The sequence below is a fragment of the Bradyrhizobium sp. WYCCWR15520 genome (genome assembly GCF_056174665.1).
The window spans coordinates 102294-117622 of the sequence record NZ_JBWBWM010000015.1; the positions used below are offsets into that span (position 1 = coordinate 102294).

Sequence of the window (15329 nt, forward strand, 5' to 3'; positions counted from 1 at the left end):
GAGTTTTGATGACCACAGGCAGCTCAAGCAACACCGGCCCCACCCACAAATTGGTGGAGGCAGGAATCACGCTGTTGATCGCCCTCTTCGGCGTGATCGTTATCGCCGGCAGCCTGAAGGCAGGCATCAACTGGGGTGCGGAAGGCCCGCGCGCCGGGTTCTTTCCGTTCTACATCGGAATCTTCATCGTCGCTTCGAGCGCGATAAATCTGTGGAACGGACTGCGCGACGACAATGACGGGCTGTTCGCTGAATGGGGACAGCTTCGCCAGGTCCTGAGCGTGGTCATCCCTACAGCGATCTATGTCGGGTCCATGCCGTTCACCGGGCTGTACCTCGCCTCGATCATCTTCATCGCATGGTTCATGCGATGGCTGGGCAAATACCCCTGGCTGACCGTGCTGGCGGTCTCGCTCGGCATGCCAATCATCACTTACTTCATTTTCGAGCGCTGGTTCATGGTCCCGCTTCCCAAGGGGCCGGTTGAAGAGTGGCTTGGTCTGTAATTACTCGCACCGGCAGGGATCACGGGGATGGAAGAACTCGTCAATCTTTTTCACGGCTTTGCAGTAGCGCTGCAGCCTTTCAACATCATGGTGATGGTCGTCGGCATCGTGCTCGGCGTCCTGATCGGCGTTCTTCCCGGATTGGGCGGCGCCAATGGCGTGGCGATCCTGTTGCCGCTGACTTTCAGCATGTCGCCGACGTCAGCCATCATCATGCTCTCATGTATCTATTGGGGCGCGTTGTTTGGCGGCGCGATCACCTCAATTCTGTTCAACATACCAGGTGAGCCATGGTCGGTCGCGACGACGTTCGACGGTTATCCGATGGCGCAGAAGGGCAAGGCCGGCGAAGCGCTGACGGCGGCCTTCACCTCATCGTTCGTGGGCGCCCTGTTCGCCGTTGTCATGATCACGCTGGTCGCGCCGCTGGTTGCCAGCTTTGCGCTGCAATTCGGGCCTGCCGAGAAATTCGCGGTCTACTTTCTGGCGTTCTGCAGCTTTGTCGGCCTCAGCAAGGAGCCGCCGTTCAAGACCATTGCGGCCATGATGATCGGATTTGCGCTTGCCGCCGTCGGTCTCGATTCCATCACCGGGCAGTTGCGGCTGACGTTCGGCGTCACCCATCTGCTTAACGGCTTCGACTTCCTCATCGCCGTCATCGGGCTGTTCGGCATCGGCGAGATCCTGCTGACGATGGAGGAAGGGCTCGCCTTCCGCGGCGGCACCGCCAAGATCAATCTGCGGGTGGTGCTGCAGACCTGGAAAGAGCTGCCGGCCTACTGGGTCACCTCGCTGCGCTCCTGCCTGATCGGTTGCTGGATGGGCATCACGCCGGCCGGCGCAACGCCCGCATCCTTCATGAGCTACGGCATCGCAAAGCGCATGGCCAAGAAGGGCAACAATTTCGGCAAGGGAGAAATCGAAGGCGTGGTCGCGCCGGAGACCGCAGCGCACGCTGCAGGCACCGCGGCTCTGTTGCCGATGCTTTCGCTCGGCGTGCCGGGTTCTCCGACGGCTGCGGTGTTGCTCGGCGGCCTCCTGATCTGGGGCCTGCAGCCCGGGCCGATGCTGTTTGTCGAGCAGAAGGAATTCGTCTGGGGTCTGATCGCCTCGATGTATCTCGGCAATCTCGTCGGCCTGATCGTCGTGTTGACCTGCGTGCCTGTCTTCGCGGCCATCCTGCGCGTCCCCTTCAGCATCATCGCGCCGCTCATCCTGGTGCTGTGCGCAATCGGCGCCTACTCGGTCCACAGCTCCACGTTCGACGTGGTGCTGATGCTGGTGTTCGGCGTGATCGGTTATCTCTTGAAGAAATGCAATTATCCCCTCGCCCCGCTGGTGCTCGCCATCGTGCTCGGCGACAAGGCGGAAGAGGCCTTCCGGCAGTCATTGCTGGGATCCCAGGGCTCGCTCGGCATCTTCTTCTCCAACACGCTGGTCAGTTCGATCATGATCCTCGGATTGATCGCGCTGTTCTGGTCGGTGATCCAGCAGGGCTACACGCGCCTGCGCGGCACGACCGCCTCAAGTAGTCAGGCGCTTTAAAGCACCTCAAACGGATGTTGATGGCCGGGGCGCACTGTCCCGGCCATCAACTTTTTTGACGCTGGGATATCAGGCTCAAGATCGTGCAAGCTCTGGCAATGCAGAGACGCGACCAGAGCTCATCGAACAATTTCTTTTTGTTTCAGCCCTTTAGCGCGCGGCTTGATCACCGCTGCTTTGATGACGCCTGTTGCACGGGCCACAGGAAATGCGACAATCTGGCAAGATTTCTCTTGTCTACTGGCATAACATATACCAATGTCCGCCCTCGGAGCTGTCGGGTAATTGATAGAACAGCGTATGGAGGGAAGATGACGGATACAGTGCACGGAGCAGCCCCCGTCGAGGCGGCTCGAGTCAGCGATGCCTATCGCTGGACGCAATTGGCCATCGGCGTCTTGGCGATGGTGATGATCGCCAATTACCAATACGGTTGGACTTTCTTCGTCCCAGACATCCAGCAAAAATTCGGATGGGATCGCGCTTCGATCCAGTGGGCATTTACGCTGTTCGTGCTGTTCGAGACCTGGCTGGTGCCGGTCGAAGGATGGTTTGTCGATAAATACGGCCCGCGCCTCGTCGTCCTCATCGGCGGCATCCTCTGCGCCATCGGATGGGCCATCAATGCTCACGCCACCACGCTCAATGGCTACTATCTCGGCATGATCATCGCGGGCATCGGCGCCGGTGGCGTCTACGGCACCTGCGTCGGCAACGCGCTGAAATGGTTTCCCGACAAGCGCGGCCTCGCCGCCGGTATCACCGCGGCCGGCTTCGGCGCCGGCTCTGCGCTGACGGTCGCTCCGATCCAGGCGATGATCAAGGACTCCGGCTTCCAGACCACCTTCCTCTACTTCGGTCTCGGCCAAGGCCTGATCATCGTCATCCTCGCCTTCCTGATGTTCTCGCCGAAGGCCGGACAAGTGCCGACGGTGCAGAACACCAACGTGATTCAGACGCGCCGCAACTATCAGCCGACTGAAGTGATCCGTCAGCCGATCTTCTGGCTGATGTATTTCATGTTCGTGATCGTCGGCGCCGGCGGATTGATGGTCACCGCCAACCTCAAGCCGATCGCAGTCGACTGGAAGGTCGACAGCGTACCGGTGACGCTGATGGCGGTGACGATGACGGCCGTGACGTTCGCGGCCACCATCGATCGCGTGCTCAACGGCCTCACCCGCCCCTTCTTCGGCTGGATCTCCGACATGATCGGCCGCGAGAACACCATGTTTATCGCGTTCGGCATGGAAGGCATCGGCATCTGGGGCCTCTATATGCTGGGCCACGATCCGGTCTGGTTCGTGCTGCTGTCAGGCTTCGTGTTCTTCGCCTGGGGTGAGATCTATTCGCTCTTCCCGTCGACCTGCACGGACACCTTCGGCTCGAAGTTCGCGGCCACCAATGCCGGCCTGCTCTACACGGCCAAAGGCACCGCCGCATTGCTGGTGCCGGTGGCCAACTACATGCAGCAGTCTTCGGGCACGTGGGACACCGTGTTCATCGTCGCTGCCGGCGCCAACATCCTGGCCTCGTTGCTGGCGATCGCGGTGCTCAAGCCGTGGCGCAAGAATGTGATCGCCAAATCGCAAGCGTCGGCCTGATCCAACAAGACCGATCACAACAGACGCGCTCACCCTCCGGGGTGGGCGCGTTTTCTTTTGGCCGCCTGGTATACCTGATGGCTTTTTTTGCCGGACCTGGCCACTTCCCTCACCCCGAATATCGGCCACTCTCCTGCACAAACGTCAGTAATACTGCCTATTTACTGCGATCATCGCGAAGGATTTTCACTACCGGGCGTGTTGACAATTGGCATTATGTATACCAGAATTACGCCTAATAATTCAGCCAAGGAGGTTGCCATGCTAGTCGGAGATATCCTGCGCAAGAAGACCGCCCGTGTCGCAACGGTTCGCATGAACGAGACCGTCGCCATTGCCGCGCAACTGATGCGCTCCAGCAATATCAGCGCGCTGGTCGTCAAGGATGTCGTCCGCACCGAAGGCAACACGGCAGTCGGCATGTTCACCGAGCGCGACGTGGTTCGCGCCATCGCCGCACACGGCGCCGCCGGCGTGAACATGCGCGTCTCGCAATTCATTTCGGTGCAGCAGCTCGTCTCCTGCACGTCGACGGACACGCTCGAGCATGTCCGCCACCTCATGAGCAAGCATCACATCCGCCACGTGCCGGTGATCGACAATTACAGCCTGATCGGCGTCATCAGCATTCGCGATATCTTCAACGCGTTCGACGACGAAGCCACACCCTTCAATCTTGCCGCGTCGGCCTGACCAGTCACTTCGAACTCTGCCGGCATTCCCTGGAGTTGCACTCCAGGGAAGACGGTGTCGCACCGCAAAACTCGGCTTAACTCCTGTCGCAAAGCAGGCGCTCGCAAAATCTGCGTCGGAGTAGTGGCGCGCCGGAAATCATCTGTGGGAGGGCGCATGGCGCGTAACATTCTGATCCTTGGAGCCTCGTACGGCTCCTTGCTGGCGACAAAGCTTTTGATGGCGGGTCACAACGTGACCCTGGTTTGCCGGAAGCAGACGGCAGAACTCATCAATCGCGACGGCACCGAAGTTCGCATCAAGCTGCGGGACGAAGCGACCCACCGGCCGATCTTCTCGCGCGAGCTGCCTGGGAATTTGGATGCGGCCGAACCTGCCGGCGTCGATCTCTCCCGCTATGATCTGGTTGGTCTTGCGATGCAGGAACCGCAATACGTCGACCATGCGATCCGGGCTCTGATGATTAAAATCGCCGAGGCGAAGCTGCCTTGCCTTTCGATCATGAACATGCCGCCCCTGCCCTATCTCAGACGGATTCCGGCGCTGGCGAACATGGAACTGGACGAGGCCTATACCAATGCCGCGGTATGGGATCGGTTCGAGCCGGGTCTGGTGTCGCTCTGCTCCCCTGATCCGCAGGCCTTCCGTCCACCGGAAGAGGCGGCGAATGTTCTTCATGTCGGCCTGCCGACAAACTTCAAGGCAGCGTCATTTGCGGATGAGAAACACAATTTGCTGCTTCGGGAGCTGGAAGCCGACATCGACGCGGTGAAGCTGGACGGCCAGGACGTTCCGGTAAAGCTCAAGGTGTTCGATTCGATGTTCGTCCCTCTGGCCAAATGGTCGATGCTGTTGACGGGCAACTACCGCTGCATCACACAGCATGAGCCGCAATCGATCCGCGACGCGGTGCACGGCGATATCAATCTCTCGCAGTCGATCTACGACCATGTCGATGCCATCGCCCAGCGTCTGGGCGCCGATCCCACGGATCAGGTACCCTTTGCGAAATACGCCAAAGCGGCGGAAAGCCTTCTCAAGCCCTCGTCGGCGGCCCGGGCGGTCGCTGGTGGCGCGCCTTGCATCGAGCGCGTCGACCTCTTGGTGAAGCTGATTTCGCATCAGCTTGGCGTACCCAATGCCGAAATCGACCGTACGGTCCAGATCGTCAATCAGAAACTGAATGAGAGCATCGAGGCGGAGAGCGCGCCGCGGGGCGCTCCAGTCGCCGTGACGTAGAGCCTCTCGGTTCTGATTGAATCGAAGGAACCAGGAGCGCCCTCCACCGTCGCAACGCCCATCCACCGCGAAACCGCGTTGTGCCGGAATTAACGATGCTCGATCTCGCCGCGGCGAAGAATGGGCGTTTAACAACCAGTTAAGACTTTTGCGCAAATGATAGACAACCAGCGCAACATTTCAGATCGCCGCAAGAACTGCGAGCGGACCTCAGGCCCCTTTTTGATGAGGGATTTGCATGAGAACGCTTTTCGTGGGTTTTCTGGCTGCGACCCTGGTTGGTTGTAGCTGTATTTTGCCGCCGCAAGTGAGCATGGACGCATGCACGGACCCAAACGGGTTCGGCTGTTTCAACGGAATTGCGGCTGGCGAGCCGAGTGAACCGAAGCCGGCATCGTCCAGGACCAGCTCCGGGAAAGCAGCGAAGTCCACGATCGCGGCGAAGACGGAAAAGCCGTCGATTGCCCACGCCCGCGACAGGCCCCCACTCGCCGAGAAAAAGGCGAAGTCCACCATGATCGAAGCGAAAGTCGAAGCTCCGGCATCTGGTCGGCCCGCTGAGACGTCCGATCCGGTCATTATCAAGGCGAAGACCACGATTGCTGCGAAGTTGGAGGACCCGACATCTGCCGAGTTCGGTGAGATGAAACGGGCCATCCGCAAAAATACACTCGGGCAGTCCGTCGACACCATTTGCGGCCGTGTCAAAGGAAAAAACGCGGCGGGCGAAGATACTGGAGATAGGCCGTTTCTATATCTCGTGACAGAAGATGAAGCATACGTCGTCGATGGCCCCGCGAAGTCGGCGGTGGCGAGCGCGTATCGCAATATTTGCAGCTAACCTGGAACAACAGAACCGCTGCCAAGATCTATTGCAACGGACCAGAAGGTCCCCTGACGACGTTCCTGCGAACGAACTCGAAGTTCGGGAGAAACGTCGCGATAAGCAGCAACTAGCTGCAGAGTGTGTGGGGCAGACTTGCTCCATGGAAAATGGAAATCAAAACTGGAGTGATCGGCGTTTCTCTGAACTCGGGGATATCATGGACGATTTTACTAATCTCGCGGAACTGGCCCAGGGATCGCAAACCTCGCCGGTGATCGTGATCATCGAGCAGCATGTCCTGGCGCGTACATGCATCCTCAACATCCTCAAGAGAGAGCTCGCCGGATTCGAGATCGTCGAGATGGCAACGACGGGTGGCCTGAACTGGCTATCAGGCCGAGATATCCGCTTGATTGCACTGAATATCGGGGACAAGCAGATCACTGATCCTTCGATCGAGGATAGCCTCGCCCGCCTCGCAGAATCCTATCCAAAAGCGTCCCTTGCCGTGTTGTCAAATCGCGACGACGAAGCGACCGCTTCAGCCGCGATGCAACGGGGAGTGCGTGGCTTCTTTCCGAGATCGATCCCGATCGAAGTCGCTATCGCCGGACTCCGCCTGGTTCTTGCCGGTGGCGTCTACCGACCGCTACCAATCGTCGCGCAGGATGGGTCGTCGAGCCCCAAGGCGATATCGGAATGCCCCGAAGCGCCCGGGCCACTCGGAGCTTACGGGAGTAACGGCGCCACCAGGATTGTGCCGGAGCAGGCGATGGGTGACCTGACGCCACGTGAACAACATGTGCTCGAGGCGCTGCAACTCGGCCTTCCCAACAAGTTGATTGCCGTCAGGCTCAACCTTTCGGAAAACACCGTAAAGATGCATATTCAACGCATCATGCGAAAATGCTCTGCGCACAATCGTACCGAGGCGGTCGTTCGCTGGAGCCGAGCCAACGGTCACGCGCAGCCCTCACGCGTGCGGTCATCTTGAGAGCTGCATGAGCTCGCAGTTCGGGTCGCAGCCTAGTCCTCGCGGAACGCGCCGTGGAAGCTGTCGAGCAGCGGCCTGAGGGCATAAAGCGCCACGGTGCCGTGGCCTGTCTTGATGAATACCTGGGCCGGCATTCCCGGAACAATCTGGACACCATCGATCCCGGTGCTTGCGGGATACTGAACCCGGATCTTCGTTGCGTAGTAGGGCTGATCGGTGCGCTTGTCGACCAGACGGTCGGCAGAAACGTGCGTCACGGTGCCGTTGAGCCGTGGTACGCGGCGTTGATTATAGGGCAGAAGATTTACATCGGCACTCAGTCCGGGACGGACCACATCGATGTCCTCGGGCCTGACGCGCGCGATCACGATGAGCCGATCCTGCCGGGGAACGAGATCCATGAGAGCTGCCCCGGAGCCGATCACACCGCCTGGCGTATGGATCTTCAGGTCGGTTACAACGCCATCCTCGGGCGCCTTGACCGCCGTTCGGGACAGCTGATCGTTGGCCGCCTGCAGTCGCTCGCGTAGCTGAAAAATCTGATTTTGCACCTCACGCAGAGACTGCGCGATCTCGTTATGGCGGTCGTTCTCCATCTTGAGCAGAACTGCATGCGATTCGTTGATGACCTGCTCGGCGCGTGATATCTGCGCGACAATTTCACCCCGCCGTCCCTCGATGTCGGCGACTTCCCGCTCGAGGTTCAGAAGCCTCGGGCGCCGCTCAAGCCCCTTGTTGACGAGCATGGCGACGGTTGCCGCTTCTTCGCGGACGATTTCGATGCGCCTCGACGCCGCGCTTTCCTGCGCCCTGAGGCCCTCGATCTCCTTTTCGACCTGCAACCTTTTCTCCCGGTTCACGGCCACTTGCGACTGAAAGACCTGCCGGCGCGTCTCGAAGATGGCTTGCTGGCCAGCAAGGACATCCGCGACCGACTGACTGGCATTCTGTGCCGTCTCCAGCCTGGCCGGGAACGACACCCGCCAGTCGCCGTGCTGTTCCGCCTGCAGCCGTGCCTCTCGTGCCATCGCCTCCCACAACTGGCCTTGCAGGCTCTGGGCTTCGGCGCGGGCCTTGGTATCTTCCAGCGAGATCAGCGTTTGTCCGGCGCGGACCACGTCGCCATCCGCGACCAGAATTTCCCTGACGATGCCGCCCTCGAGATGTTGAATCGTCTTGCGGTTCGACTCGGATTCGACGGTGCCGACGGCGATCGCAGCGCTCTCGAGAGGCGCATAGGTTGACCAGATACCGAGGCCAACGACAAAGCCGAAAGCGAGCACGTTTCCTGTCCACGTGATACCGCGAAGCCTGTCGCGGAGCGCCGGCGGCGCCGATCTCAGCCACCGTGGGACCTTCCAGATCTCGGCGTGAGCGAATGCTGTCTTCAGACAATCCCGTCCCATTCGGGCAAAGTGGAAACGTTCGATGCGGATCCGGGTGACACCGCGAAGCCGGTCGCAGCGCGCCAGAGCCGATCTCAACCACCGTTGAACCTTACGAATGTCGAGGTGAGCGAATGAAATTCTCATGAGATCCCATTCCCCTCGGGCAAAGCGATCATGAGGATGTTTGCCGCGGATCACGGCAAGCTCGGCTGCGGCCAGGCGCCGGCGCCGCCTTCGTATGTCTGGTCGGAGCGACCCGGCACCGGATCGCGCGCAGCGACCTGGGGCCGGGCCAGGCACCTCTCAAAAATCTCCCTGCTGTCGCCGAATGCGCTGACAGCACCATCCTGCATGATGGCAATCTTGTCCGTTGCGCCGAGGATCCCGATCCGGTGGGTGATGATGATGACAGTCGTATTGGCCGCCTTCATCCATTCAATAGCGTCGAAAAGCATGCGCTCGCCGAGCGCGTCGAGGCTGGAGTTAGGCTCGTCGAGAACTACGAGGTGCGGATCGCCGAAAAACGCGCGTGCAAGGCCGAGGCGCAGGCGAAACCCGCGCGGCAGATTGGCGCCTCCGCCAACAACGACCGTATCGTATGCCTGCGGCAGCCGGATGATCGTCTCGTGAATGCCGGCCAGCTTTGCTGCTTCAATGACCTTCTGCAAATCGGCGTCGTCCAGCCGTCCAATGATGCCCTTTACGGTTTCTCCGAAGAGATCGATATCCTGCGGCAGATATCCAAGCCGCCGGCCGCCGCCCAAATCGCGCACGGATGAAATGTCGATGCCATCGAGCAGCACCGATCCTGCCGTTGGAGTGGAGATTCCGGCGATGATCTTGCCGAGCGTCGATTTGCCGGAACCCGATGGACCGATGATCCCAAGGCATTCACCTGGCGCGAGACGCAACGACACACCCTTCACGAACAGGTGGTGCGATCCAGGCAGGGCCGCGCCGACATTGTTGACGATGAGATCGCCCTTCGGTCTGTCCGGGAGAGTCCTGGCGCTCGCAGCCGGAGTGACCGCGGACATGACGTCGTTGAGCCGGCGATAAGCGGAAAGAGCCATCGCGAATGCCTTCCATCCCATGATCGCCCCTTCAATGGGCGGGAGCGCGCGTCCGAACAGCATGCTCGCGGCAAAGATGATGGCGGGACTTCTGCCCTGATCGAGAACGAGCCATGCGGCAGTGCCCATGATCACTACCTGCGTTAGCGCCCGCACCGGTTTGGAGATCAGCATGATGGTTTCGTTGCGGCGCTGAGCCACCTCTTGCTCGCTCCGCGCATCCTGCGCAGCCTGGCGGATCAGGCGCGCAGCGCCGTCGAGCATTCCCATGGCCCGGATCACGTGGAGGTTTCCGACGGCCGTGCCGAACCATCCCTGGCTCCTCGTCAGCGCAGCAGCCGATCGAGCCAGCGGGCCTTGTGTGAGCCGATCTCCGGCAAGCCCCAGACCAAGCAGGGACAACGCGCTCAGTGTGCCGATTACGCCCAGCAAGGGATGCACGAGGAAGAGAACGCCGAGGAAGAGCGGCGTCCAGAGCGCGTCAAACAGCGTCGAGCAGGCTCCGGACTGAGCGAACTGACGCAGGGTCGCAAGATCGCGATAGGCTTCGGCTGCCCGCGCCCGATCGGCGTCATGGGCGTATTTGAAGCACGCGGAGAGCGCCGCCGGATGGAGCTCTTCTTCAAGCCACTCGCCCATCCGGCCCAATGCAGCGCGGCGCAGTGCATCAAGCACGCCGCCAACCACGACGGCAAACGCAACGATCAGCGTCAGCATCAGGAGCGTAGCGCCGCTGCGACTCGCCAGGACGCGATCATAGATCTGAAGCAGATAGATCGAAGGCGCGAGAAGAAGGAGATTGTAGCTGCAGCTATACGCGAAAACGAGCCCGAGCGACCCCCCGCAGGCCCGCAAGGCCGCTTTCAACGGCGTCCGCGCTGGTGACATCGTTTGCAGGCGAAGCGGTGGCGTCAGCATTGCGTTCCCGCCAGAAATCTAAAGCCCGATCCTTACCGCCCCGTCGTCCGCCGACTTCGCTGGCGAAGTGAGAACCGGCAGCCCCCGCTGCCGGTTCTCTGCCCCTCGGAAACGTCGATCAGCCGTGTCCCATGTCTGAATCGTCGATATAGTAGGTCTCGTGACTGTTGAGCGAGTCGTTCAGGATATTGACGTCAACGTCACCACCTTTCGCGTAGTTTTCGTCTCCGCCTTCGCCGCCGATGCCGGCCCACACGTTCTGACTCATGTCCACCTTGAGGTAGTTTTCCTGATAGGCCTTCGTGTTGGCATCCACGTCGGATTTGTTGTGGCCGCTGTCCGATTCCTGATCGCCATTCGATACGGCTTTTCCACCCTCCGCTTTCGAATGTTTCTCCGCCTTCGCATTCGCGCCCCCGGCGTCCCAATAGGCCTTCTGATAAACGTGGTCGCCGGTCTTGACGTCGACGTCGGCGCCATCAGCCTTGTTGTACGGGTTGAACTCGATACTGGGCTTGCTGGTGATGTCGCCCTTGTTGACGCCGTCTCCACCGTTGCCTGCGCTGTTGCCGCCGGTCGAAATCTTGAACGCGATCGTGTCGGAAGGAAACGATGCCTTTGCCTTTGCCATGTCAGTCTCCCTGAGCTGGTTTGCACACTGTACGTCCCAATGTGGACGGCACGAGTTTTGGATTTCGATTCGGGATTGGTCTAGCCACCAAAGCTGATGGCATCCTTTTGCGAACCGTGTACGCCCGAAGTGCTATCCTAATCGCCGCCGAGCTCCGGTGAATTCCAATGCCGCCAGAAGTATTTTCAAGCGAAGCATGCCCTCGGACTTGATCCGTGGGTGGAGACCGTTCGCGTCAGGAAAACGTGGCAGATCGAAATCCGGATCGCCGTTTCGCTTCTATCGAAACGGAGAAGGCGCTAGGCCAGCAAGTGAAGGTCCGACAACAGGTGCATGGCGAAATCGCCGCCAAACGCGGTGTTGCCGTCGCCGCCGTCGCCGCCGATTCCAGCGATCTGGATCGTGCTCTGATCGAACTGGACATTATTGCTCTGATAAGCCTCGGCTGTTGAATTGTAGCCGGCGATCGCAATGTTGATCGGGGCGTAGATCGCCACATCGATGTCGACGAGGCTTCCGGAGAAATGGCCGTTGCCGCCGTTGCCAGCGCCGTTGTTGCCGGTCGCGATGACGTCAGAGCCGATCAGGTCGAAGATGGAAGAGAATATGTCCGCCGTTCCGCCGCTCGCATGATTGCCGTTCCCGCCATCACCCCCGACGCCGGCCATCTGAAAAGCGGATTGATCGAACACCACATTGTTTGTCTGTTCGGCGTTGGCCGTGGAATTGTATCCCGCCACCGCGATGTTGATCGGATAATACAACGCAAAGGACGCGTGAACGAGGCCCCCGTAAGCGTATCCGTCTCCGCCGTTGCCGGCCTGGTTATCCCCGCTCGCGATTACATTGGAGGCCATCCCGCCGTGACCGGACGCGACGCCTGCCCCGCCGATGGATTGGTGGGGCCCGTGACCAGTTCCGGAGACAGACACACCTCCACCGATCGCGGCATTGCCGTTCCCGCCATCACCCCCAACGCCGGCCATCTGAAACGCGGATTGATCGAGCACCACATTGTTTGCCTGATCGGCGTGGGCACTGGAATTATATCCCGCTACAGCAATGTTGATCGGGGCATAGACCGCGACAGGAGCATGCACCATTGCTCCGAAGAAGTAGCCATCGCCACCATTGCCCGCGCTGTTGTGACCGGTGGCGATGGCGCCAGGACCGGCGGACCCGAATGTGCCGACGCTTCCGCCCAGGGCGGCATTCCAATTGCCGCCATCACCGCCAACTCCCGCGATCTGGGTGGCGGACTGATCGAAATACGCGATATTCGTCTGATGCGCGAGGGCTGTCGCATGGCCGCCCGCCCACGCCACGTTGAGCGGCTCGAAACCGGCGTAGCTGCTATTGATCAGGCTCCCGGCAAAATAACCTTTGCCGCCATTGCCCGCGCTGTTATCTCCCGTGTGGATCGGGAAGTGTGGCAATGAATCCGCGGAAAGCCACCACGCGCCTGGCAAATCGTGCCCGAGCAGAGCCTTGCGGTCGAGGGGAACGCTGTAAACAGGGTCCGGTACGCTCCGATGATCCATGACTGTTGCCCTACCGAAATTGCTTCGCGCCGACCGGACGGACGCCTCCTGCACTCAAGAGAGAATGTCACCTCGGCAGGCTAAAAGCCGAGTCGTCAATTCGGACTGCAAACGTTCGGGCGATAGCCACGATATCGGTTACACCCGTTCGGGTGGGGATGTACCTTGCGTGAATACTGACATTTCCGCGGAAATACCGGTCTCCATCCGGAATGTTTCGCCCTGCGGAAACAAGTCTCCGCTTTTGCATGCTGGCGTTGCCCTGACCAACGCCCGCCCCCCGTAGACTTTTGCAGGGGGTGGCGGCATCCTGACGCTCGAAATCTCACAAATGACACGCGGATTCCCGCGGCGAGGAAACAGAGGGCAGACATGATCAAGACGCGATTCACCGAGCTCGTCGGCGTCGAACACCCGATCGTCCAGGGCGGCATGCAATGGGTCGGCCGCGCCGAGCTGGTGGCGGCCGTCGCCAATGCCGGCGCGCTCGGGCTGATCACCGCGCTGACGCAGCCGACGCCGGAAGATCTCACCCGCGAAATCGCGCGCTGCCGCGACCTGACCGACAAGCCGTTCGGCGTCAACCTCACCATCCTGCCCGCGATCAAGCCGCCGCCTTATGCCGAGTATCGCCAGGCCATCATCGAGGCCGGCATCAAGATCGTGGAAACCGCCGGCAACAAGCCGCAGGACCACGTCACCGAATTCAAGAAGCACCGCATCAAGGTCATCCACAAATGCACCAGCGTCCGCCACGCGCTGTCGGCGGAGCGGATGGGCGTCGATGCGATCTCGATCGACGGCTTTGAATGCGCCGGCCATCCCGGCGAGGACGACACCCCCGGCCTGATCCTGATCCCGGCCGCCGCCGACAAGGTCAAGATTCCGATGATCGCCTCCGGCGGCTTCGGCGATGGCCGCGGCCTGGTCGCCGCGCTGGCGCTCGGCGCCGAGGGCATCAACATGGGCACGCGCTTCATGTGCACCAAGGAAAGCCCGATCCACCAGCTCGTGAAGGAGCGTATCGTCGCCAATGACGAGCGCGAGACCGAGCTGATCTTCCGCACGATGCGCAACACCTCGCGCGTCGCCAAGAATGCGATCTCGACCAAGGTGGTCGCGATGGAGAAGGAAGGCGCCAAATTCGAGGACGTCCGCGAGCTCGTCGCCGGCGCCCGCGGCAAGATGGTCTACGCGACCGGCGATGCGGATGAAGGCATCTGGTCGGCCGGCCAGGTCCAGGGCCTGATCCACGACATTCCGACCTGCGCTGAACTGGTGTCGCGCATCATGCGCGATGCGGAAGCCATCATCCGCAGCCGGTTCGAAGGCATGTTGTCGGGGGCGCAGCGCCAGGCCGCCGAATAGGCAGTTTGTTCGCTCAATAACAGAGAAGAGCCCATGAAAGCCTATGTATATGGCGCCAACGGCGCCGAAATCACCGACGTCGCAAAACCGTCGCCGAAGGGCACGCAGGTCCTGGTCAAGGTCCAGGCCTGTGGCCTCAACCGTGCCGACCTCGGCATGACCAAGGGCCACGCGCATGGCTCTGCCGGCGGCGTCGGCACTGTGCTCGGCATGGAATGGGCGGGCGAAGTCGCCGAGCTCGGCCCCGACGCCAAGGGCGTCAAGGTCGGCGACAAGATCATGGGCTCGGGCGCGGCCGCGTTCGCCGAGTATACGCTGGCCGACCATCGCCGGCTGTTCCGCGCACCCTCGAACATGAACTTCGAGGAGGCCTGCACCCTCCCCGTCGCAATCACCACCATGCACAACGCCGTCGTCACCAACGGCGCGCTGCAGCCGGGCCAGAGCGTGCTGATCCAGGGCGCCAGTTCCGGCGTCGGGCTGATGGCTATGCAGATCGCGAAGTTCAAGGGCGCAAAGCTCGTGATCGGCTCCTCGACGGATGCGATGCGCCGCGGCCGCCTGAAGGAATTCGGCGCCGACCTCGCGGTGGATTCCAAGGATCCCGGCTGGGTCGATCAGGTGTTGCAAGCCACCGGCGGCGAAGGCGTCGATCTGATCGTCGATCAGGTCTCAGGTCCGGTCGCGAACCAGAATCTGAAAGCCACCAAGGTCAAGGGCCGCATCGTCAATGTCGGCCGGCTCGGCGGCACCCATGCCGATTTCAATTTCGACCTCCATGCCGCCCGCCGCATCCACTATATCGGCGTCACCTTCCGCACCCGCACCATCGAGGAAATCCGCGAGATCTTTGACGAGGTCCGGAAAGACATCTGGGGCGCCGTGGAATCGCGCAAGCTGCAACTGCCGATCGACAAGGTCTATCCGTTCGCCGAGATCGGAAAAGCGTTCGAGCACATGGAAGCCAACAAGCACCTCGGCAAGATCGTGGTGACATTGTAGC

13 protein-coding genes are annotated in these 15329 nt (G+C 60.8%); 9 read left to right on the plus strand and 4 right to left on the minus strand.

All coding sequences use genetic code 11. The annotated features are described in order from the left end of the window. Positions 1 to 8: 8 nt before the first annotated feature. The 7 genes from AC0QUY_RS18810 to AC0QUY_RS18840 all read left to right on the plus strand — a co-directional run bounded on the left by AC0QUY_RS18810 (position 9) and on the right by AC0QUY_RS18840 (position 7407). Positions 9 to 506, plus strand: a complete 498-nt coding sequence (locus AC0QUY_RS18810) for a tripartite tricarboxylate transporter TctB family protein (RefSeq protein ID WP_161853133.1) — start codon at positions 9 to 11, stop codon at positions 504 to 506. A 27-nt stretch (positions 507 to 533) separates the two neighbouring features. Further along, complete coding sequence (locus AC0QUY_RS18815) at positions 534 to 2051, plus strand: tripartite tricarboxylate transporter permease (protein WP_475387899.1); 1518 nt, start codon at positions 534 to 536, stop codon at positions 2049 to 2051. Between the two features lie 311 nt (positions 2052 to 2362). Then, the gene (oxlT, locus tag AC0QUY_RS18820) at positions 2363 to 3655 is read left to right on the plus strand and encodes an oxalate/formate MFS antiporter (protein WP_475387900.1); all 1293 of its coding nucleotides are present in this window, start codon (positions 2363 to 2365) and stop codon (positions 3653 to 3655) included. A 261-nt stretch (positions 3656 to 3916) separates the two neighbouring features. After that, the gene (locus AC0QUY_RS18825; protein ID WP_161853130.1) at positions 3917 to 4348 is read left to right on the plus strand and encodes a CBS domain-containing protein; all 432 of its coding nucleotides are present in this window, start codon (positions 3917 to 3919) and stop codon (positions 4346 to 4348) included. 156 nt (positions 4349 to 4504) lie between these two features. Continuing rightward, on the plus strand, positions 4505 to 5587 hold the full coding sequence (locus AC0QUY_RS18830) for a ketopantoate reductase family protein (RefSeq protein WP_475387901.1): 1083 nt from the start codon (positions 4505 to 4507) through the stop codon (positions 5585 to 5587). Positions 5588 to 5825: 238 nt separating this feature from the next. Next, a complete protein-coding gene (locus AC0QUY_RS18835) occupies positions 5826 to 6428 on the plus strand; it encodes a hypothetical protein (protein WP_475387902.1) in 603 nt (200 codons plus the stop codon). 127 nt (positions 6429 to 6555) lie between these two features. After that, a complete protein-coding gene (locus tag AC0QUY_RS18840; RefSeq protein WP_475387903.1) occupies positions 6556 to 7407 on the plus strand; it encodes a LuxR C-terminal-related transcriptional regulator in 852 nt (283 codons plus the stop codon). A gap of 32 nt (positions 7408 to 7439) precedes the next feature. Here AC0QUY_RS18840 and AC0QUY_RS18845 read toward each other — a convergent pair whose 3' ends face one another. The 4 genes from AC0QUY_RS18845 to AC0QUY_RS18860 all read right to left on the minus strand — a co-directional run bounded on the left by AC0QUY_RS18845 (position 7440) and on the right by AC0QUY_RS18860 (position 12958). Continuing rightward, the gene (locus AC0QUY_RS18845) at positions 7440 to 8813 is read right to left on the minus strand and encodes an HlyD family type I secretion periplasmic adaptor subunit (protein WP_475387969.1); all 1374 of its coding nucleotides are present in this window, start codon (positions 8811 to 8813) and stop codon (positions 7440 to 7442) included. A gap of 176 nt (positions 8814 to 8989) precedes the next feature. Then, positions 8990 to 10786 (minus strand): type I secretion system permease/ATPase, encoded by a 1797-nt coding sequence (locus AC0QUY_RS18850; RefSeq protein WP_475387904.1) that lies wholly within the window; start codon positions 10784 to 10786, stop codon positions 8990 to 8992. 118 nt (positions 10787 to 10904) lie between these two features. Continuing rightward, a complete protein-coding gene (locus AC0QUY_RS18855; protein WP_475387905.1) occupies positions 10905 to 11417 on the minus strand; it encodes a hypothetical protein in 513 nt (170 codons plus the stop codon). A gap of 299 nt (positions 11418 to 11716) precedes the next feature. Then, on the minus strand, positions 11717 to 12958 hold the full coding sequence (locus AC0QUY_RS18860; protein ID WP_475387906.1) for a hypothetical protein: 1242 nt from the start codon (positions 12956 to 12958) through the stop codon (positions 11717 to 11719). Positions 12959 to 13330: 372 nt separating this feature from the next. Between AC0QUY_RS18860 and AC0QUY_RS18865 the strand changes: the two genes are divergently transcribed. Continuing rightward, positions 13331 to 14326 (plus strand): NAD(P)H-dependent flavin oxidoreductase, encoded by a 996-nt coding sequence (locus AC0QUY_RS18865; protein ID WP_475387907.1) that lies wholly within the window; start codon positions 13331 to 13333, stop codon positions 14324 to 14326. A 33-nt stretch (positions 14327 to 14359) separates the two neighbouring features. Further along, on the plus strand, positions 14360 to 15328 hold the full coding sequence (locus AC0QUY_RS18870) for a quinone oxidoreductase family protein (RefSeq protein WP_475387908.1): 969 nt from the start codon (positions 14360 to 14362) through the stop codon (positions 15326 to 15328). Position 15329: the final 1 nt, after the last annotated feature.